The sequence below is a fragment of the Streptomyces sp. NPDC101776 genome, from assembly GCF_044766845.1.
Classification (GTDB): Bacteria; Actinomycetota; Actinomycetes; order Streptomycetales; family Streptomycetaceae; genus Streptomyces.
Map to the genome: position 1 here is coordinate 572,804 of NZ_JBIWMV010000002.1, position 19,797 is coordinate 592,600.

The following is a 19,797-nucleotide window of genomic DNA, read 5'->3' on the forward strand; positions in this document are numbered from 1 at the left end:
GGTGCGCGGTGCCGTGGGTCAGCAGTTCTTGATCTTCCAGATCGGGGACCAGTTCCAGCCCGCGGGGGCGACGCTGTACGCGGTCGAGTCGTGGACGTCCACGCCGCTCCCGTTGTAGAAGCGGGCCACCGTGCCGGTGGTCTGGTTGTTGTAGAAGCCGCCGGCGCCCTCCCAGTAGGACAGCGAGTAGGTGCGGCAGGTGTACAGGTCGAACACCTTGTACCTGCCGACGTTCGGGTCCCACACGCGGGCACACAGCCGCTCGTACGGGCAGTCGTAGGTGTCGGTGTCGACGTACCGAATGCGTTCGGCGGCCGGTGAGATGCCCGGGGAGTTCGCCAGCGCACTCGCCGGCGTGTACTGCGCGGTGGAACTGACCGCGGGGGAAGCCGAGTCGGGCGTCTGCGCCGCGTGCGCCGGTGCCGCGCCCAGCAACATGGTGAGCACCAGACCCGCCCCCGCGACGAGTCCCGCCAGCTTTCTGGTCATCGGTTGTGTCCGGAGTAAGTACATTGCCGTCCTCCGTGTCCTGGTTCCGCTCCGCGAGGCGAACGGCCGTTCGCCTCGCGCCCCATCGTGGGGCGGGCGGCACCGGGCGGACGGGACATTCGACGGATACGCAATCAAGGGGCCCCGAGGCCCGCCAGGTGTGAATGGAGGACGTCGTGTGCCTCGCGCGGGGTGAGGCGGCCGATGAGGACGGCCGCGTGCCCCAGGGCGGTGCCGGCCGACCGGGCCGGGCTCCAGACGAGGCGGGACTGGACGCGGCCCAGGCGATCGAGGACCGGCTCGGCGTCTTCACGCCGGTCGGCCCGCGCGGGGGAGGCCCGGCCTGGATGATCGATTCCAAGGGGTCGGTGCTCATGGTCGGTCAGGGAGCGCAGGACGGGCTGTCCGGTGTGATCGTTGTGCCGGACCGCGGCGGCTGTCGCGAGGATTCGCTGCATGACGCGGGCGATGACCGGGGGTGCGTCCTCGATGCTGTTCGAGGTCGAGCCGGCCTGTGGCTCACGCAGCCTGGCTCGGGAATTCACCCACCGGGTGCGACGCGATAGGTTCCCGGTGTCTGGCCCATGGTGCGGCTGAACGTGTCGATGAACGCACTGGTCGTGGCCCATCCGCACTGTCGTCCCGTTTCGCTGACACTTGCTCCTTCCGCCAGCAGCACCATGGCCTGAAACACCCGGACGTTGGTCCTCCACTGCGGATAGGTCATGCCGAACTCGCTCCTGAACAGCCGGGCCAGGGTGCGCTCGCTCACGCCGATGCTCCGCGCGAGCCAGGCGGCGGTCCGCGGCTGCCGCAGATCGTCGGTCACCAGCGCGCACGCCTGCCGCAGCAGGGAGTTGCCGGGGACGGGCAGCGTCAACGGCTCCACGGGGGCTCGCCGCAGCCGGTCCCGCAGGACGGCGCGCAGGTGGCGTGCCTCCTGCTGCGGGAGGGCGGGTTCACTGCACGCGATGATCAGTTCGCGTACCAGCGCGTCCACGGCCACGACGACCGGCGTCTCGGACCTCAGCAGGATGTCGTGGGCGGCGAAGCCGAGCGTGTGTACGGAACTGTGCCCGTGGACCCGGTGCTGATGCCAGATGCCCGCCGGAAGCCACACGGCACGCGCGCTGGACGCCACCCAGGAAGCCTCGCCCGTCTGCACCGCCAGCACACCGGCGCTGACGTAGAGAAGCTGGTGATAGCCATGCTGGTGACGGCCGATGACGTCACCCGCGAGGTGGGCATGGGTGCTGTCCCTGGGTTCCGCCGCCTTCTCCGCCTGACCGTTTTCCGACATACGACGGCAGAATAACGGAAGCGGCGCACCGTGCGGTCCTGACAGCGTGATGACCATGTCCACGACGTCCGACACCCCGCGTGATCTTCCTCCCGCCGCCCCGCCGCCGCTGAGAACCCGGCTGGCCTCCGGTCTGCGCGGTGTCGCCCTCGACACCCGCCCGCTGGCGCACCCCGTCTTCCGCCGCCTGCTGATCGGGCAGGGCGCGGCGTACATCGGGACCATGGTCACCGGCGTCACCATCCCGGTACAGGTGTACGCGCTGACGCGGTCGTCGCTGTCCGTGGGGCTGACGGGACTGGCCGGCCTCGTCCCGCTCGTGGTCTTCGGCCTGTACGGCGGCGCCATCGCCGACCGGTTCGACCGCCGTACGCTCTACCTGGCGTCGGCCTGCCTCACCTGGGTGATCACACTCGCCCTGCTGTTCCAGGCGCTCGCCGACCTGCGCTCGGTGCCCCTCATCCTCGCTCTCGTCGCCGTCCAGGCCGGCGCCTTCGCCGTGTCGTCCGCCGCCCGGGGCGCGATCATTCCCCGCATCGTTCCCACCCCGTTGGTACCCGCCGCGAACACGCTGTACTTCACCGCCGGCAATGTCGGGCAGGTCGCCGGCCCGCTTGTGGCGGGCCTCCTGATCTCGCTGCCGAACGGCTACTGCTGGGCCTACGGCGCCGACGCCGTGCTGTTCTCCGTCCTGCTGTACTCGGCCGTCGGCCTGCCCCCGATCCTGCCGACCGGTTCGGGGGCCCGGACCGGCGGGCTGCGCTCGGTCTTCGACGGGCTGCGGTTCATCGCCGCCGCCCCCGTGCTCTGGATGTCCTTCGCGGTCGACATCGCGGCGATGACGTTGGCCATGCCGACGGCCCTGTTCCCGGAAGCGGCACAGCTGCGCTTCGGCGGAGGAGTGGGACTGCTGTACTCGGCCATCGCCATCGGGTCGGTCGCGGCGGGGCTGTTCAGCGGATGGATCGGACGAGTGCGCCGCCAAGGCCGGGCGCTGGCCATCGCCGTCACCGCCTGGGCGGCGGCCATCGCCCTCGCGGGCACCGTCCACCACCTCCTCGCGGCCGCGGCCCTGCTGGCCGCTGCCGGAGCGGCGGACCTCGTCAGCGCGGTCTACCGCGAGACGATTCTGCAGACCTACGCACCGGACGCCATGCGCGGCCGACTGCAAGGCGTCTTCACCGTCGTCGTCGCCGGCGGTCCGCGCCTCGGAGACCTACGCGCCGGCGCCATGGCCTCCGCCACCGGTCTCGGCGTCGCGTGGACAGGCAGTTCGCTGCTCTGCGTGATCGTCGTCATCGCCGGCGCACTGCTCGTCCGACCGTTCTGGCGCTACACCGTCACCTCGGCACAGCCGCCATCCCCACCGACGCGTCCCGAAGCCGCACACCAACCATAGAACTGGCGCCTCGGAGGGGAAGCCGAGCACAGCCTGCATCATCGCCGGCGTGACCAGCTCAGTGCCGGGAATCGATCGTCCAGGGAGCGAGTCGGCGTTCCGCCGAGACGGAGTAGGCGTGGCGGCGGAAGGACAGCATCCTGTCGTCGGACGCCGCTACGCCGGGGGCCAGGCGGGTGGGGTCGAAGACCTGGTGCTGCCAGTGGTCCTCGCGCGGGGAGCGGGCCGTGACGTGCAGATGGCCGGCCGGGATGAGGGGGCGGTGTTCCGGCCACGCCTGCGAGGGGTCGTGGGTCGGGTCGCCCGGCTCCGTGAACTGGCACACCACGGTGAAGGTGACCGGCCCGGTGCCGAGCCGCGCGTCCAACTCACCGATGAGGAAGTCCGGGGCCGGCGTCTCCGCGTACGCGGGATCGATCTCGACCTCGCCGAGCTGGGGCACGAGGCGGTAGCGGAAGGGACGGCGTACGCCCGACTCGTCGACCAGCACGAAGGCGTGCAGCCCGTCGTAGCGCGTGGTCGCGAAACTCACCGGCGCCCGCTGTCCCGCGAAGGACTTCAACGCGCCCCGGCTTTCCGGGTGTTGGGCCAGGACGGTGGCGAACTTCCCGGCCGCCGCGAGCTTACGCTTCGCCCGGTCCGCGAACCCGCCCTCCGTGCCGGCCTTCCTGAGCGCCTCGATGGGCTCGACGAACCCCTCGGGATTGTGGCTCGGGAAGACCCGGAAGTTCGCGGCGACCAGATCCATGACGGCCTTGGCGTCCTCGCTACTGCCGTCCCCCTCAAGGAACTTGACCGCCATCCCCCGTACGCCCCGCGCCCGGTCGTCGGCGGCGAAGTTGCCCGAGCCGTTCGAGAACCGGATCACCGCGTCGGCCTCGGCGGTCAGACAGGTGGCCGTCGTCCATGTGCTGATCTGGCCGGTGGGTACGAACCGCGCGTCGTAGACGGCCCCGCGTGCGTGCAGACGGCGATCGTGCGGGCGTGGATGCGCGGCGGCTTCGATCCGGTCGACGGCCTGAGCCGCGGTCATTCCGTCTTCGGTAACCGAGGATTCCTGCGGTGACGGTGGCATGGCGGCATCATCGCATCCGTGAACCAGGCCGGTTCGGACGCGCTCACCGTGCTCACAGGCTGCTGATGAGGTGGTTGGCGCTGGTCAGGCCGCTGGACGGGGCTTCAGGTTCCGCTCAGGTTGGTGCGGGAGGTTGGCCGGTATGCACGGACACCGCCCCCGCACCCCCGAAGCCGACCGCAGCCGCCGCTGGTTCATGAACAAGGCGCTGCTCGCCGGCGGAGTCGCCGCCGTGGCGACCATGACCGGCTGCTCGTCGGACGCCTCCGACACGGCCACCGCGTCCTCGTCCTCCGGCGCCCCGAACGGCGCCCCTTCAGGCGGCCCCGGCGGCAGCGGTATGCCCACCGGCGTGATGCCGTCCGGCTGGCCCGGGGGAGGGGGCAGCGGCATGGGTCCCGGGCAGAGCGAGGTCAAGTACGCCGACTTCAAGGGGCTGACCACCGACGGCAAGGTCACCGACGAGCTGTACTCGATCCACTCCACGGACGTCTCGACGGACGGGATCGTCAAGGCCGCGCAGGCCTTCCTCGACGGGCTCAGCGCCAAGGAACGCAAGTCCTGCACCTTCGACGTCGACAACGACGAGTGGCTGGCCTGGAGCAACTTCGACGGGTACCAGCGCAAGGGTGTGCGGATGGGCGATGTCACCGCCAAGAAGCGGGAGTTGGGCTACGCGCTGCTCGGCGCCGCGCTCTCCGCCGACGGGCTCACCCAGACCCGCAACATCATGAAGCTGAACGCCTTCCTCGGCGACTACAGCGGCGGGAACCGGGACACGCTCACCGAGGGCGCGTACTTCTTCACCTTCATGGGGACGCCGTCGACCACCGAGCCGTGGGGCTTCCAGTACGAGGGCCACCACGTGGCCATCAACTTCTTCGTGCTCGGCGACCAGGTCGTGATGACCCCGACCTTCATGGGCTCCGAACCGACCTCCGCCACCTACAAGGGCGAGAAGATCACCCTCTTCAAGCCCGAGACCACGGCCGGTCTCACCCTGCTGCGCTCGCTCACCGCCGCCCAGCGCGCCAAGGTGATCTCCAGCGACAAGAAGGCCGGCGACAACATGAAGGCGGGCGCCGGCCAGGACAACGCCAAGCTCGCCTATCAGGGGCTCGTGGCAAAGGAGTTCAGCAGCGCGCAGCGGCAGCACCTCCTCGACCTCGTGCGCGTCTACGTCGGCAACATGAACGACGGCCACGCCGAGGTGAGGATGGCCGAGGTCGAGGACCACCTCGACGCCACCTACTTCTACTGGATCGGCGAGACCAAGGACTCCTCCGCCTTCTACTACCGCGCGCACAGCCCGGTCGTGCTCATCGAGTACGACGCCCAGTCGCCGCTCGCGTATGGAACCAAGGGGGGAATGGGCGGGCCTAACGGCACCCCCACCCAGCAGCACATTCACACCATCATCCGCACCCCCAACGGCGGCGACTACGGCGTGGACCTGCTGAAGCTGCACCTGGACAACGACCACTGACATATGCCTGATTGGGCCTTAAGCGCTATTTAGTCGTTATGGATTCCTCATCACCGCGGTCTTGCTGATATGAAACCCCTTGGCCGAAAAAGCAAGATCAGGGGTGTTTGTGGGGAAACGATTCGACTCCGGGGCGCGGACCGAGACGCGGACCGGGGTGGTGATCGTCGGGGCAGGCCCGGCGGGGCTCGTCCTGGGGAACCTGCTGCTGGACCGCGGCATCGACTGCGTCATCCTGGAACGGCGCGGACGCGAGGCGGTGGAGGGGCGGGCCAGAGCCGGATTCCTGGCCGCCCACTCCGTGCGCGTCCTCACCCGACACGGGCTCGCGGACGGGCTGTCGGCCCGGGGATGGACCCACCAGACCTGTCTCTTCCGTAGCGAGCGGGGTGAATTCACCCTCGACTACGGCGCGTTGGGGCGCGGCGAGGTCCATACCGTCTACCCCCAGCAGGAGTTGGTGCGGGACCTGCTCGCCGAGTACCTCCGGCGCGGCGGCGACGTCCGCTTCGACACCGAGGTCGAGGAGATCACCGAGGACGGCCGGGTCCGGGTCGCCGACGGTGCGGAGGTGGCCGGGCGTTATGTCGCCGGGTGCGACGGACACCGGGGAGTCGCCCGCGCGACCATGGCCGCACACGGCACCCGCACCGCCCGCTGGGACCACGGCGTGAGCTGGCTCGCGGTACTGGTCGAGGCCCCGCCCAGCCTCGAAGCCGTCGGATACGCCCTGCACGAACGGGGATTCGCCGGCCACATGGCCCGTACGGCGACCGTCACCCGCTACTACCTCCAGTGCCCGCCCGGCACCGATCCCGCCGACTGGAGCACGGACCGGATCTGGACCGAGCTGGCGAGCCGGTTCCGCACGGACGAGTTCGGCGTGCTCAAGGACGGACCCGTGCTGGAGAAGACGGCCGTCGAGCTGCGCTCCGACGTGCTGGACAGCCCCGGCGCCGGACGCCTCTGGCTGGCGGGCGACGCGGCCGGACTCATCAGCCCCTCCGCCGCGAAGGGCGCCAATCTCGCCGTACTCCAGGCCGAACGCCTCGCCCGCGCACTGGCGTCGGCGCTGGCTCGCGACGACGAGAGCGACCTCGCCCGGTACGCCGCCGACTGTCTGCCCCGCGTCTGGCGGGCCCACGAGTTCTCGCACTGGATGAGCGGCCTGCTGCACGGCCCGACCGCCGAGGACACCGAGCACATCGTCGACGCCCGCGCCCGCTACGGGCGCGCGCTCCAGTACGCCCGCCTCGACAGCCTGCGCACCTCCCGCGCGCACCAGGACTTCTTCGCCGAGAACTACACCGGCATCTGAGCCCGTCCCGTCTCCCGCCTGCCGTCCCCACCCACGATCACCGGGAACCCCCTCATGAACTTCCCCGTCGTACAGGCGCGCCTCGCCGAAGCCGACGTAGCCCGCATTCAGCGCGCGGCGGTCTACGTCGAAGCACACGACACGGACGACGTCCTCGCCGAACTGCTCCCGGGCCTGACCTCCGCCGAACGGTCGGACGTGGCACGGCACTTGGTCTTCGACCACACCGCCGTCCTCGTCTTCCCCGACTCTCTCGACGGCCTCTGCGAGGAACTCCGCCGCCTCGGCCTCGAACCGGGCGACATCACCCCGAGCGTGGTCGTCCGCGACCGCCTCACCCGCCGCTACGGCCCGGCGCTCGCCGACATCCCGGTGGGCATCGTGCACGTGGCGGTCGGCACCCGCAGCGTGGAGATCTTCGCGCTGCCCGTGGCCCCCGACTCGGCGCTGGAGGCCGTGGCCGCCGACGAACGCGAGGCGGAACACGAGTCGCACCACGCCTTCGCGGTCACCGCCCCCGGCCCGGTCGTCCCCGCCGGGCTACGGCTCCTCCTCCAGGAACGCGGCGGCGCGGTCCCCGACGGCGGCGGCTACAACGGCCACGAGAACGTCACCGTCCTCTATCACCGCACCACCACCCACCGCCGCTTCGAACTCCGCCTCCCCGGCCGCCACGACCCGCTGCCCGACCCCACGGCCGCGCTGCTCGGCGTGATGACCGGCGCCTGGGCCACCCAAGCGGTCGCCACGATGGCCGAGTTGAACATCGCCGACCACCTGGCAGACCACCCGGGCCTCGACGCCGACACCCTGGCCAACCTCACCGCCACCCACCCCGACGCGCTACGCCGCCTGCTCCGCTACCTCACGTCGCTGGGCCTGCTGACCTCCGCCGACGGCACCTACCACCTCACCGCCACCGGCCAACCCCTGCGCACCGGAACGGAGTTCTCCCTCCACCCCCTGGCACAGCTCTACGGCGGCCCGTTCTACGACTCCTTCACCGGCCTGACCCACGCCGTACGCACCGGCGAGGAGGCCTTCGCCCACCGCCACGGCCAGCACCACTTCGCGTATTTCGCCCAACACCCGGAACTGGGAAGCCTGTTCCACCGGGCGATGGCGGCGAGCGCCGAGATGTTCACACCGGTACCGACCCTGATCGACTTCTCGGCCGTACGGCGCGTGGTCGACGTGGGCGGCGGAAACGGCGCGCTCCTCGCCCGACTCCTGCGGACCCACGCCCACTTGGAGGGCGTCCTCTTCGAACGCCCCGGCGCCCTGGAAGCGGCCCGCACCCAACTCCCCGACCGCTGTTCCTTCGTCGCCGGCGACTTCACCCAGTCCGTACCGGAGGGCGGAGACGTCTATCTCCTCTCCCGAGTCCTCCACGACTGGGACGACGACCGCTGCCTGACGATCCTCCGCAGGTGCGCCGAGGCCATGCGCCCCGGCACCCAACTCCTCGTAGTGGAACGCCTGTTGCCCACCCCGACAGCGGTGGCATGGGACGTCCACATGCTGTGCAACGTGGGAGGAAGGGAGCGGAGCGAGCAGCACTACGGCCGCTTGCTGGCGGAGGCGGGCTTCGAGGTGCAGGACTGCCACCCGCTACCGCTGGGAGCCTCGCTCCTCAACGCCGTCAGGGCCAACTCCCTTTAGGGGCGCGGGGAACTGCGCGACAAGCCCCCACGCACCCGCACCCGGCAACGAAACCTATCCGGCCTGCCCCATCCCCGCAGCATTGGGCCAACTCTGAGCATTGGGCCACCCAGTCGCCGGCGCGGGCGCAAGATTCTGCATTCCGTTGGGACTGGTGGCGCCCCGTACCTGCGCGGCCGTAAGCCCATTACGCGCAGGCACACCGGTCGGCGTCGGCCCCTGCGGAGGCATGGGCGCGGGCGCCGGCACGCCGTAGGGCTGCTGCTGTTGAACCATCTGCGGAGGCGCCTGCTGAGGCATCTGCGCCATCTGCTGCGGCATCTGCGCAACCGCCTGCATCGGCATCCCCACCCCGTTGGACTGGTCGACCATCGCAGTCATCGGCATCGGCTGGAACTGCGGCTGAGGCTGTTGGGGCTGCGGCTGGGGAACCTGCATGGGCACCGGCTGAGGCTGCATCGGCATCTGAGCCGCCGCGGGCATCGGCACCTGCATCGGCATGCCCACCCCGGAGGTCCCGGTGCCGAGGAGCGCCTGCGCGGCGAGGTTCTGCATCCCCGCCCCGTTCGTCGCCCCGACGAGGCGGTCCACGGCCGCCGTACCCGAGCTGTAGTTGGTCCCTGTACCCAGCTCGGGTACGGCGGCTCCCCTCCTGGTCCCGTAGAGCACCTGTTCCAGACCGGACACCAGGCGACGCACGTCCGTCTGGGGGCGCACCACGAGCCGCAGGAAGCGGCTGGACGAACCGATCTTGTTGCCGCACTCACGGACCAGGATGCGGTGCTCGGTGAGCATCCGGTCCCGGACCACGGTGCCCTCGGCGCCCACGGGGAGGCGTACGAAGAGGAAGTTGCCCTGCGACGGATAGACCGTCAGACCGGGCAGCGCGGAGAGGTGGCTCGCCATGTCGAGCCGGTCGCGGCGCACCTGCTGGAGGCTCTGCGCGTACTCCGCGCCGTGCTCCTTGAGGATGAACACCACATGCTCGGCAAAGGCGTTGAGGTTCCACTTGGGGAGCATGGAGCGTATGCGGCCGGCGAGGGCGGGGTTGGCGACGAGGTAGCCGAACCGTATGCCGTGCAGGCCGAAGTTCTTGCCGAGGCTGCGCAGGACGACCACGTTGGGGCGGAGCATCGCCTCTTGTACGACGCTGGGTTCGACCTCCGCGTCGGCGAACTCCAGGAACGACTCGTCGATGATGACGAGGTCCAGGTCGGCCATCGCGTCCATGAACTGGACGAGCGCCTGCTTGTGCAGGAAGCCGCCGTCGGGGTTGTTCGGGTTGCAGATGACCGCGACCTTGGTGTTGCGCTTGCGGATGAACTCGGCGTACTGCGTGAGGTCCAGGACGAAGCCGTTGGACTCCTGGAGCGGGAACATGTCGACCCGCTTGCCGGTCTCCATGGGCTGGTCGGTCCAGCGGCCGAAGGTGGGGACGGGGATGGCGAGGGACTCGCGGACCATCAAGTGGTCGATCCAGGTGATCAGTTCGGTGGAACCGTTGCCCATCGCGACGCAGCTCGGCGGGAGTTGGAGCAGATTGCAGAGCTCGGCCGTGATGGTGTCGGCGCTGCTCGGGTAGTACGTGATGATCTCGCGCAACCGCGCCGCCATCTCGTCGAACATGGCGGGGGTGGGGAAGTACGGGTTGCACGGGATACAGAAGTCCACCGGGCCGGTGCCGTCGCTCTCACGCGCCAGCGCTGCCATCGACGGGCTGTGCGCCGCCGTACTGCGGAACAGCGAGGTGACGTTGGAGTCGGCCAATGGAACCTCCGTATGAAGGCGGGCCCGGCGGGGACGACCGGGCCCGTCGTCTTGGGTGGCCCGCGCGGGGGAGCACGGGCCACCCATCAATACGGAGGCGGGTGTGGCGCTGTTCAACGGATGAGAAAATGGTGTGAGTTCGGGAACCCCGGGTCCGAACCAGGCGTCAGCTGTGAGGCTTCACGCGCTGAACGTGTGGATCGTCGACGTCTTGTACGTCTGACCAGGTCGCAACACTGTCGTCGGGAAGTTCGCGTGGTTCGGCGAGTCCGGGAAGTGCTGGGTCTCCAGGCACAGGGCGTCGCCCTGGCGGTAGGTGTGGCCGCCGGTGCCGGTCAGGGTGCCGTCGAGGAAGTTGCCGGTGTAGAACTGCAGCCCCGGCTGGTCGGTGGCGATCTTCAGGGTGCGGCCGGAGTGCGGGTCGTGCAGGGTCGCGGCGTGCTCGGGCTTCGCGGTGATGCCCTTGTCGAGGGCCCAGTTGTGGTCGAAGCCCTTGGCCTGCACCTGCTGGACGTGGCCGGCCCGGATGTCGCGCCCGATCGGCTTGGTCTTGCGGAAGTCGAAGGGGGTGCCGGAGACCTTGGCGAGTTCGCCCGTGGGGATCAGCCCCGAGTCGGTGGGCGTGTAGCGGGCGGCGGGGATCGTGAGTTGGTGGTTCTCGATGGTGCCGCTGCCCTCGCCGGCGAGGTTCCAGTAGACGTGGCTGGTCAGGTTGAGGACCGTGGCCTTGTCGGTGGTGGCCTCGTAGTCGATGCGCCAGTCGCCGTGCTTGTTGAGCGTGTACGTCACCTTCACCTTGAGGGTGCCGGGGTAGCCCATCTCGCCGTCGATGCTCGTGTAGTGCAGGTGCAGGCCGACGTCGGAGCCGGAGGTGAAGCCCTCCACGTCCCAGATGTGCTTGTCGAAGCCCTGGGTGCCGCCGTGCAGGCTGTTGACCCCGTCGTTGACGGACAGCTGGTAGCTCTTGCCGTCCAGGGTGAACTGGCCCTTGGCGATGCGGTTGCCGTAGCGGCCGATCAGCGCGCCGAAGTACGGGGTCTTCGCCACGTAATCGGCGATGTTGTCGAAGCCGAGGGACACGTTGGCGTACTTGCCGTGCCGGTCCGGGAGTTCCAGGGACTGGACGACTCCGCCCCACGACAGCACCTTGAGCCGGGTGCCGCCGTTCTCCAGGGACCAGCGGTAGACCTTGCTGCCGTCGGCGAGGGTGCCGAAGAGTTCCTTCACGGGCTTTCTGCCTCCCGAGGCCGCCTGCGCCGTACCCGTACCGAGTGCGCTCGCGGCGATACCGGCTGCCGCGGCTCCTGCAATGACCGTGCGTCTGTTCAGTTCCATAGAGCGGCTCCCTTGTGCGTTGAAGGGGGCTCCACTGGGCCCCGCGCCCAAGGGGCGCGGGGCTGTGTCGATATGCGGCTACCGCCGCGTGTGCGCGACCAGCCACAACGGACCCGCAGCCAATCCCGATCGACCAGTGGAGCTTCCGTTACGAACCGGACTTGCGTTTGTTCCACACGTCGAAGCCGACCGCGGTCAGCAGGGCGAGGCCCTTGATGACCTGTTGCCAGTCGGTGCCGACACTGAGGAGGTTCATGCCGTTGTTCAGCACGCCGAGGACGAGACCGCCGATGATGGCGCCGAGGACGGTGCCGACACCGCCGCTCATGGACGCGCCACCGATGAACGAGGAGGCGATGGCCTCCAGTTCGAAGCCGTCGCCCGCCTTCGGCGAGGCCGCGTTGAGGCGGGAGGTGACCACCAGACCCGCCAGGGCCGCGAGCACGCCCATGTTCAGGAACACCTGGAAGGTGACGCGCTTGTCCTTGACGCCGGACAGCTTCGCGGCCGGCAGATTGCCGCCGATCGCGTAGATGTGGCGGCCGAAGACGGTGTTGCGCATCACGTAGCCGTAACCGGCCACCAGGACACCGAGGATGATCAGGATGATCGGCGCGCCGTCGTAGCTGGCGAGCAGCATGGTGAGCCAGAGGATCGCCGCGACGATCGCGACCAGCTTGAGCAGGAACAGCTTCGTGGGCGCCACGTCGAGCGAGAACTCCTGCTGCCGGCGCCGGTCGCGCACCTCCTGCCACACCACCGCGGCGATCATCACGAGGCCCAACAGCAGCGTGATGTTGTGGTAGTTGGTGTTCGGGCCGACCGCGGGCAGGAAGCCGTTGCCGATCTTCTGCAGGCCGCCCGGGAAGGGGCCCAGTGTCTGGCCCTGGAGGAGGATCTCCGTGAGGCCGCGGAAGAGCAGCATGCCGGCGAGGGTGACGATGAACGACGGTATGCCCGCGTAGGCGATCAACAGGCCCTGTACCGAGCCCGCCACGGCGCCCATCAGCAGGCACAGCACCAACGCGACCGGCCACGCCACATGGTGATTGACCATCAGGACCGCCGCGAAGGCGCCCACGAACGCCGTCAGCGAACCGACCGACAGGTCGATGTGCCCGGCGATGATGACCAGCATCATGCCGATCGCGAGGATCAGGATGTAGCTGTTCTGCAGCACCAGGTTGGAGACGTTGCGCGGCAGCAGCAGGTCCCCGCCGGTCCAGACCTCGAAGAGGATCACGATCAGACCGAGGGCGATCAGCATGCCGTACTGCCGCATGTTGCGCCGCAGGCCGTCCAGCATCAGCTGCAACAGGCCGCCGCCCGCGCCCGATCCGTCCTTGCCCGGCGGTGCCGCGGCCGGGATCTTGTCGGTGACGTCCGTGCTCATCGCGTTACCTCTTTGTCCTTCGTCATCTGGCGCATCAGCACTTCCTGCGTGGCCTCGGCCCGGGGCACCTCACCGGTCAGCCGGCCCGCCGCCATCGTGTAGATGCGGTCGCACATGCCGAGCAGCTCCGGCAGTTCGGAGGAGATGAAGACCACCGCCTTGCCCTCGGCGGCGAGTTGGTCGATCACCGTGTAGATCTCGTACTTGGCGCCCACGTCGATGCCGCGCGTGGGCTCGTCCAGGATCAGCACCTCGGGACCCGCGAAGATCCACTTGCTGAGGACGACCTTCTGCTGGTTGCCGCCGGACAGCTTGCCGACCGGCTCGAAGACGGTCGGCGCCTTGATGTTCATGGACTTGCGGAACCGCTCGGCGACCTGCCGCTCCTCCTGCTCGTCGACCACACCGCGCTTGGCGACCTTGTTCAGGGCGGCCAGCGAGATGTTCCGGTTGATCGTGTCGATGAGGTTGAGGCCGTAGTGCTTACGGTCCTCCGTGACATAGGCGATGCCGTGGCCGACGGCCTCCGCGACCGACTTCGTGCGGATCTCCTGGCCGTCCTTGAGGACCGTGCCGCCGGCGTAGCGGCCGTAGGAGCGTCCGAAGACGCTCATCGCGAGTTCGGTGCGGCCGGCGCCCATGAGTCCGGCGATGCCGACGATCTCGCCCCTGCGCACATTTATTGACACATCGTCAACTACCTTGCGCTGCTGGTCGATCGGGTGGAACACGGTCCAGTCGCGGATCTCCAGCGCGGGCGCCGCCTCGGACTCGCCCTCGTACGGGGTGCGTTCGGGGAAGCGGTGGTCGAGGTCGCGGCCGACCATGCCGGAGATGATCCGCTCCTCGGTCGTCTCCGGCGCCTTCACGTCGAGGGTCTCGATGGAGCGGCCGTCGCGCAGGATCGTCACCGAGTCGGCGACCCTGCGGATCTCGTTGAGCTTGTGGGAGATGATGATCGAGGTGATGCCCTGCTTCTTCAACTCCAGGATCAGATCCAGGAGTTTGCCGCTGTCCTCGTCGTTCAGCGCCGCCGTCGGCTCGTCCAGGATGAGCAGCTTCACCTTCTTCGACAGTGCCTTCGCGATCTCCACGAGCTGCTGCTTGCCCACGCCGATGTCGGCGACCCGGGTCTCCGGGTGGTCGCTCAGGCCCACCCGGCGCAGCAGTTCGGTGCCGTGCCGCAGGGTCTCGTTCCAGTTGATGAGTCCGCGCGTGGCGTGCTCGTTGCCGAGGAAGATGTTCTCGGCGATGGAGAGGAACGGCACCAGCGCCAGTTCCTGGTGGATGATGACGATGCCGCGCTGCTCGCTGGCCCGGATGTCGCGGAAGCGGCACTCCTCCCCTTCGAAGAGGATGTCGCCCGAGTAACTGCCGTGCGGATGGACGCCGGAGAGCACCTTCATCAAGGTGGACTTTCCGGCGCCGTTCTCACCGCAGATGGCGTGGACCTCGCCCTGACGGACCGTCAGTGTGACGTCCGAGAGCGCTTTGACACCGGGAAAGGTCTTGACGATCGAGCGCATTTCCAGGACGGGTCCCGCCATGGTCGTGCCTACCAATCAGTGTGGAGTCGGGTAACTGGGCGCGTGCTTACTTGAGTTGGGCGTCCGTGTAGTACCCGCCCTTGACCAGCACGTCCTCGTAGTTCGTCTTGTCGACGCTCACCGGCTGGAGCAGGTAGGCGGGGACGACCTTGGTGCCGTTGTCGTAGGTCTTGGTGTCGTTGGTCTGCGGCGTCTTCTTGTTGAGGACGTCGTCGATCATGGTGTCCGCGACCTTGGCGAGCTCGCGGGTGTCCTTGTAGACGGTCTGCGTCTGCTCGCCGGCGATGATCGACTTCACCGAGGCCAGCTCGGCGTCCTGGCCGGTGATGACCGGCAGCGGCTTGCTGGCGGAGCCGTAGCCGTCCGACTTCAGGGCGGACAGGATGCCGATGGAGATGCCGTCGTAGGGCGAGAGCACCGCGTCGACCCGGCCGCTCTTGTAGGAGCCGGTGAGGATGTCCTCCATGCGGTTCTGCGCCTTGGTGCCGTCCCAGCGCAGGGTGGTCACCTTGTTCAGCGCGGTCTGACCGGACTTGACGACCAGTACCTTCTGGTCGATGTACGGCTGGAGCACGCTCATCGCGCCGTTGAAGAAGTACTTGGTGTTGTTGTCGTCGTTCGAGCCGGCGAACAGCTCGATGTTGAACGGGCCCTTCTTGCCGGCGTCCAGACCGAGCTTCTTGGCGATGTAGGTGGCCTGGAGGACACCGACCTTGGTGTTGTCGAAGGACGCGTAGTAGTCGACGTTCTTCGTGCCGAGGATGAGGCGGTCGTAGGCGATGACCGGGATCTTCGCGTCCGCGGCCTCCTGGAGCACGTTGTTCAGGGACTTGTTGTCGATCGCCGCGATGATCAGGCCCTTGACGCCCTGGGTGATCATGTTCTCGATCTGGGAGACCTGGGTGTCCGGGTCGTCCTCGCCGTACACCAGCTTGGTCTTGTAGCCCTTGGTCTTGAGGTCCTTGACCATGTTGTTGCCGTCGGAGATCCAGCGCGCGGAGGACTTCGTCGGCATCGCGATGCCGATCGTGCCGCCCTTGGCGCTGCTCTCCTTCTCCTTGCTGCCGCCCGAGCCGCTCTGGCCGCACGCGGACAGGGTCAGCGCGAGGGTGGCGGCGCCGGCTATCAGGGGGAGGGCGCTTCTGCGGATGCGCATGTGAACTGGCCTCATTCTTCTCGTCGTTGAGAGGTGCAGCGAGTGCTTGGGGGTGGTTCGGGGTGGTGCCGGTTGTGTTGTGCGGTGCGGCCCCGGTGGGGGCTGGTCGCGCAGTTCCTCGCGCCCCTGGGAAGCGGGGCGGTGTTGAAGAGGTGTGGATGATGCGGGGTGCCTTGGTAACTGGGGCTGCGTTTATCAGGGGCACGGGGAACTGCGTGACCAGCCCCCACGCACCCGCAGCCCCCAACGGTCAGTTCGTGGCACTCTCTGCGGGGAAGCGGTTGAGAGCGCCCGGCAACCTGGACCCCAGCGGAGCCATGTCGCCGTCCGCGCCGTGGCGGGCGAGGAGGTCGAGGGCGAGTCGGCCCCGGCGGACCCGCTCGCGGGCCGTGTCGAGGGTGACGTCGCGGAGGTGGGTGCCCCACGGGTAGATGCCGGGGGCCTTGGAGAGGCCGAACTTCAGGTAGAGCGGGGCGCCGCGGCGGATCAGCTCCGCGACCTCGTACATCCGGATGTAGCCACCCAGGTCGTCCGGCGCCTCGATGTACATGTCCATCGGAGCCGCCGACACCCGCCGGATCTCGGTGAGGTGATCCAGCGTCAGATCACTGGGCACGTTCAACGAGTCGGCACCCAACTGCTCGTACACCGCGTACGCCGCCGGGTTGACCGGACCGATCAGCGCCGAGACCTTGAGCGTCGTGTCGGCCGGGATGATCCCCGCCACCCGCGCCCGGTGCAGCGTCCACAGCACCCCCTCGTCGGCGACGAGCAGACACTTGACCCCCAACTCCGTTGCCCGCACGGCGTCTTCGACACATCCGGCGACCGCGTCATGACCCCGGGCGCGCAGACCTCCGCCACGCGAGTCGGACCGTACGGAGCCACCGATGTCCCAGGTCCCGCGCGGACCGGTGAACAGGCAGAGCTCGATGTCACGTTCACCGGACGCCTCGACCATCTCGGTGATCTCGGCGTCGGTCAGCATCCACACGCCACTGCCCTGGCTGATCCGGTGGATCGGCACATCGAGGCGCGAGGACTCCTTGAGGATGACCGCCAGCGCCTCGGGCCCCTCGCAGGAGGGGATCTCGGTGCGCCAGCGACCGCCGCCGGGGAACGTGTGGGCGGAGGCGTCGGCCGGATCGAGGGCGGGCGCACCCAGGCCGAGCGCGGAGAGCGCCTGCTCCCCGGGCCGGCGGGCTGCCGTGGCGGTGTCGGTCACTTACTGTCCTTCGCGTTCGGTATTTCGGACGAGGTTCGCGGCTCGGGGTACGGAAAGACGGTGGTGGTACGCCGGCACGGGGTGGTCAGGACACCCCGTGCCGACGTACGGCTTGGGTTTCCTACGGCCGCAGCAGCACCTTGCCGACCTTGGGATCGCCGGACCCCACCAGCTCGATGGCCTGCGGGAACTCGGCGAGCGGCAGCTCATGGGTGACCAGGGAAAGCGGATCGAGCAACCCGGCCCCGAACACCCGCACCGTGTGCGCCCAGGCGTCCGGCGCTGCTCCGAAGACGGTGTGCACCTCCAGTTGCCGTACGACGAGATCGGTCGGGTCGAGACCCTCCGCGCCCGGCGCCGGGATGCCGGTGAGGACCAGGCGGCCACCGCGTCTCAGCAGCGCGGTGGCCGTACGGGCCGCGTCCGCCGAGCCGGCGGTCTCGATCACCACGTCGAAGTCGTCCGGGAGGGGTTCGTTCTTGGTACGGAAGTCCGTGGCGCCGAACTGTTCCGAGAGGGCCGCGCGGTCCGGGCGCGATCCCACCACCAGGAGTTCGGCGGGGGAGTGCGCCTTGAGGAACTGGATCGCGAACATGCCGAGCGTTCCGGTGCCGACCACGGCGACCCGCTCACCCGGCCGCGGGTTCGCCTTGAGCGCCGCCGCAGCGATGCAGGCCGCCGGTTCCAGCAGCGCCGCCGCCGTCAAGTCGGCCTCGTCCGGGAGGACATGGAGCAACCGGGCCGGGAGGGTGAGGGTGGCGGCCATCGCGCCGGGCTGGGTGAACCCGGTCTCCTCGTAGCCCGCCGAGCACAACGTTGTCTCACCCGCGTGACAGCGGTCGCAGACCTGGCAGTTGCGGAAGCCCTCGCCAACGACCTTGCGGCCGACCAGAGTCGACGGCACCCCGGCACCGACCGCCTCCACCGTGCCGGACCACTCGTGGCCCGGGGTGAGGGGGTAACGGACGTACCCCTCGGGCCTGTTGCCCTGGTACACCTCGCGGTCGCTGCCGCAGATGCCGACCGCGTGGACGCGTACCAGCGCCTCACCCGCGTCCGGCCGGCGCGGCTCGTGCGCGGTCAGCCGGTGCTCGCCCGGTGCCGCGATGACGACCGCCGTGCTCACTTCGAGCCCTTCGGCTTGCGCTGCTCCCAGCCGTCCGCCCAGAGGTCGAACCGGGCCTGCTGCTGCGGGAATTCGGCCGCCGCGTCGGTGTCCAGCTCGACGCCGAGACCGGGCGCGTCGGAGAGGTGGAAGTAGCCGTCGATCACCTGCGGGGCGCCCTTGACGACCTTCTTGATGTCGGCGTCCGCGAAGTCGTTGAAGTGTTCCAGGATCTTGAAGTTCGGCGTGGAGAAGCCGACTTGGAGCGAGGCGGCGGTGAGCACCGGCCCGCCGACGTTGTGCGGGGCGACGAGGACGTAGTGCGCCTCGGCGGTCGCCGCGAGCTTGCGGGTCTCCCAAATGCCGCCGATGTGGCCGACATCGGGCTGGATGATGTCGACGGCCTGGCTCTCGAACAGCTCGCGGAACTCGATCCGGTCGTGGATGCGCTCACCCGTGGCGATCGGCATGTCCACCTTGGCGGCGACCTTCTCCAGCGCCTTCAGGTTCTCCGGCGGGACCGGCTCCTCCAGCCACGCGGGCTTGAACGGCGCGAGTTCACGGGCGAGCCGTACCGCGGTCGACGGCGAGAACCGGCCGTGCATCTCCAGCATCAGCTCGGCGTCAGGACCGATCGCGTCGCGCACGGCCTCGATGAGGGAGACGGCGTACAGGGTCTGCTCGTGGTCGAGTTCGAAGTGCCCGGTGCCGAACGGGTCGATCTTCAGGGCCTTGTAGCCCCGCTCGACGACCCCCTGCGCGGCCTTGTGATAGGCCTCCGGGGTCCGCTCGGTGGTGTACCAGCCGTTCGCGTACGCCTTCACCTTGTCGGTGACCTTGCCGCCGAGCAACTGCCACACGGGCACGCCGAGGGCCTTGCCCTTGATGTCCCAGCAGGCCATCTCGATCACGGCGATGCCGGACATGACGATTTCGCCCGCACGGCCGTAGTCGCCGTACTTCATCCGGCGTACGAGGTCTTCCAAGGCGAACGGGTCGGAGCCGACAATGTGGTTTGCCTCGGCCTCACGCAGGTAACCGATGAGCGCATCGGTGTGGCCCAGCATCCGGGTCTCGCCGACGCCGGTGACGCCCTCGTCGGTGTGCACTTGGACGTACGTCAGATTGCGCCATGGCGTCCCGACCACGTGCGTACTGATTCCCGTGATGCGCACGGCAGCTGCCCCCTGTGCTCTTCGGTGCTGTTCGAAATATCGGCTCACGTTCGAAATGCTGGGCAGACAGTAAGGACGGCGGGGCGGGGGTGTCAATGGGTCGAACGCGTAACGGTTTCGGCAAGCGATGCGACCGGCGTACCGAACGGCCGTGTCGGTTCGTGTCGATTCTTGTCGTTTCCCGCCACGTCCCTACACAACTTTCACAGGCGTGACTAGGAACGTTACCTGTGAGGAACCTAGTCTTCCCGCGACATGGACTACTGCCACCCCTGCGGCCGACACCTGAACGGCGCCCTCGCGTGCCCGGGGTGCGGCACACCAGCCGAGCCGACTCACGCCGACCTGAGCGGAGTCGACGCGCA

General features: G+C 68.8%; 16 protein-coding genes. 4 read left to right on the forward strand and 12 right to left on the reverse strand.

Features of this window, described 5'->3' with window-relative positions; translation table 11 throughout:
• Window positions 1-18: 18 nt before the first annotated feature.
• From ACIRRY_RS08335 to ACIRRY_RS08345, 3 genes are all read right to left on the reverse strand, one after another.
• Complete coding sequence (locus tag ACIRRY_RS08335; protein WP_403969212.1) at window positions 19-489, reverse strand: hypothetical protein; 471 nt, start codon at window positions 487-489, stop codon at window positions 19-21.
• 134 nt (window positions 490-623) lie between these two features.
• Window positions 624-947: a hypothetical protein gene (locus ACIRRY_RS08340; protein WP_403969213.1), complete on the reverse strand. Its 324-nt coding sequence runs from the start codon at window positions 945-947 to the stop codon at window positions 624-626.
• Window positions 948-1,030: 83 nt separating this feature from the next.
• The gene (locus ACIRRY_RS08345) at window positions 1,031-1,789 is read right to left on the reverse strand and encodes an AraC family transcriptional regulator (protein ID WP_403969215.1); all 759 of its coding nucleotides are present in this window, start codon (window positions 1,787-1,789) and stop codon (window positions 1,031-1,033) included.
• A 55-nt stretch (window positions 1,790-1,844) separates the two neighbouring features.
• On the opposite strand from ACIRRY_RS08345, the gene ACIRRY_RS08350 reads away from it, so the two are divergent.
• Entirely contained in the window at window positions 1,845-3,188 is a 1,344-nt protein-coding gene (locus ACIRRY_RS08350; RefSeq protein ID WP_403969217.1) for an MFS transporter, read from the forward strand.
• A 58-nt stretch (window positions 3,189-3,246) separates the two neighbouring features.
• Here the strand turns inward: ACIRRY_RS08350 and ACIRRY_RS08355 are convergent, their stop codons facing one another.
• Window positions 3,247-4,221: a catalase gene (locus ACIRRY_RS08355; protein WP_403969219.1), complete on the reverse strand. Its 975-nt coding sequence runs from the start codon at window positions 4,219-4,221 to the stop codon at window positions 3,247-3,249.
• 184 nt (window positions 4,222-4,405) lie between these two features.
• On the opposite strand from ACIRRY_RS08355, the gene ACIRRY_RS08360 reads away from it, so the two are divergent.
• The 3 genes from ACIRRY_RS08360 (at window position 4,406) to ACIRRY_RS08370 (ending at window position 8,729) form a co-directional block, all read left to right on the forward strand.
• Window positions 4,406-5,749, forward strand: a complete 1,344-nt coding sequence (locus ACIRRY_RS08360; protein WP_403969221.1) for a DUF3500 domain-containing protein — start codon at window positions 4,406-4,408, stop codon at window positions 5,747-5,749.
• Window positions 5,750-5,858: 109 nt separating this feature from the next.
• Window positions 5,859-7,067, forward strand: a complete 1,209-nt coding sequence (locus ACIRRY_RS08365; protein ID WP_403969223.1) for a 4-hydroxybenzoate 3-monooxygenase — start codon at window positions 5,859-5,861, stop codon at window positions 7,065-7,067.
• Window positions 7,068-7,121: 54 nt separating this feature from the next.
• On the forward strand, window positions 7,122-8,729 hold the full coding sequence (locus ACIRRY_RS08370; RefSeq protein ID WP_403969225.1) for a methyltransferase: 1,608 nt from the start codon (window positions 7,122-7,124) through the stop codon (window positions 8,727-8,729).
• A 54-nt stretch (window positions 8,730-8,783) separates the two neighbouring features.
• On the opposite strand, the gene ACIRRY_RS08375 is transcribed toward ACIRRY_RS08370, so the two are convergent.
• The 8 genes from ACIRRY_RS08375 to ACIRRY_RS08410 form a co-directional block, all read right to left on the reverse strand.
• Window positions 8,784-10,496: a pyridoxal phosphate-dependent aminotransferase gene (locus tag ACIRRY_RS08375; protein ID WP_403969227.1), complete on the reverse strand. Its 1,713-nt coding sequence runs from the start codon at window positions 10,494-10,496 to the stop codon at window positions 8,784-8,786.
• A gap of 180 nt (window positions 10,497-10,676) precedes the next feature.
• Complete coding sequence (locus tag ACIRRY_RS08380) at window positions 10,677-11,831, reverse strand: aldose epimerase family protein (protein WP_403969228.1); 1,155 nt, start codon at window positions 11,829-11,831, stop codon at window positions 10,677-10,679.
• A gap of 148 nt (window positions 11,832-11,979) precedes the next feature.
• Entirely contained in the window at window positions 11,980-13,224 is a 1,245-nt protein-coding gene (gene mmsB, locus ACIRRY_RS08385; RefSeq protein WP_403969231.1) for a multiple monosaccharide ABC transporter permease, read from the reverse strand.
• A complete protein-coding gene (mmsA, locus tag ACIRRY_RS08390) occupies window positions 13,221-14,771 on the reverse strand; it encodes a multiple monosaccharide ABC transporter ATP-binding protein (protein WP_403969234.1) in 1,551 nt (516 codons plus the stop codon). Before mmsA ends, mmsB begins: the two co-directional genes overlap by 4 nt.
• A gap of 46 nt (window positions 14,772-14,817) precedes the next feature.
• On the reverse strand, window positions 14,818-15,927 hold the full coding sequence (gene chvE / locus ACIRRY_RS08395) for a multiple monosaccharide ABC transporter substrate-binding protein (protein WP_403969237.1): 1,110 nt from the start codon (window positions 15,925-15,927) through the stop codon (window positions 14,818-14,820).
• A gap of 250 nt (window positions 15,928-16,177) precedes the next feature.
• A complete protein-coding gene (locus ACIRRY_RS08400) occupies window positions 16,178-17,152 on the reverse strand; it encodes a hypothetical protein (protein ID WP_403969240.1) in 975 nt (324 codons plus the stop codon).
• Between the two features lie 121 nt (window positions 17,153-17,273).
• A complete protein-coding gene (locus ACIRRY_RS08405; protein WP_403969243.1) occupies window positions 17,274-18,278 on the reverse strand; it encodes a zinc-binding dehydrogenase in 1,005 nt (334 codons plus the stop codon).
• The gene (locus ACIRRY_RS08410) at window positions 18,275-19,432 is read right to left on the reverse strand and encodes a mandelate racemase/muconate lactonizing enzyme family protein (protein ID WP_403969246.1); all 1,158 of its coding nucleotides are present in this window, start codon (window positions 19,430-19,432) and stop codon (window positions 18,275-18,277) included. Before ACIRRY_RS08410 ends, ACIRRY_RS08405 begins: the two co-directional genes overlap by 4 nt.
• Between the last annotated feature and the right edge of the window lie 365 nt (window positions 19,433-19,797).

Bases quoted from the DNA above. Each gene is read 5' to 3' on its own strand.
- ACIRRY_RS08335 (WP_403969212.1), bottom strand. From the start codon at position 489: ATGACCAGAAAGCTGGCGGGACTCGTCGCGGGGGCGGGTCTGGTGCTC.
- ACIRRY_RS08340 (WP_403969213.1), bottom strand. From the start codon at position 947: ATGCAGCGAATCCTCGCGACAGCCGCCGCGGTCCGGCACAACGATCAC.
- ACIRRY_RS08345 (WP_403969215.1), bottom strand. From the start codon at position 1,789: ATGTCGGAAAACGGTCAGGCGGAGAAGGCGGCGGAACCCAGGGACAGC.
- ACIRRY_RS08350 (WP_403969217.1), top strand. From the start codon at position 1,845: ATGTCCACGACGTCCGACACCCCGCGTGATCTTCCTCCCGCCGCCCCG.
- ACIRRY_RS08355 (WP_403969219.1), bottom strand. From the start codon at position 4,221: ATGACCGCGGCTCAGGCCGTCGACCGGATCGAAGCCGCCGCGCATCCA.
- ACIRRY_RS08360 (WP_403969221.1), top strand. From the start codon at position 4,406: ATGCACGGACACCGCCCCCGCACCCCCGAAGCCGACCGCAGCCGCCGC.
- ACIRRY_RS08370 (WP_403969225.1), top strand. From the start codon at position 7,122: ATGAACTTCCCCGTCGTACAGGCGCGCCTCGCCGAAGCCGACGTAGCC.
- ACIRRY_RS08380 (WP_403969228.1), bottom strand. From the start codon at position 11,831: ATGGAACTGAACAGACGCACGGTCATTGCAGGAGCCGCGGCAGCCGGT.
- mmsB (WP_403969231.1), bottom strand. From the start codon at position 13,224: ATGAGCACGGACGTCACCGACAAGATCCCGGCCGCGGCACCGCCGGGC.
- mmsA (WP_403969234.1), bottom strand. From the start codon at position 14,771: ATGGCGGGACCCGTCCTGGAAATGCGCTCGATCGTCAAGACCTTTCCC.
- chvE (WP_403969237.1), bottom strand. From the start codon at position 15,927: ATGCGCATCCGCAGAAGCGCCCTCCCCCTGATAGCCGGCGCCGCCACC.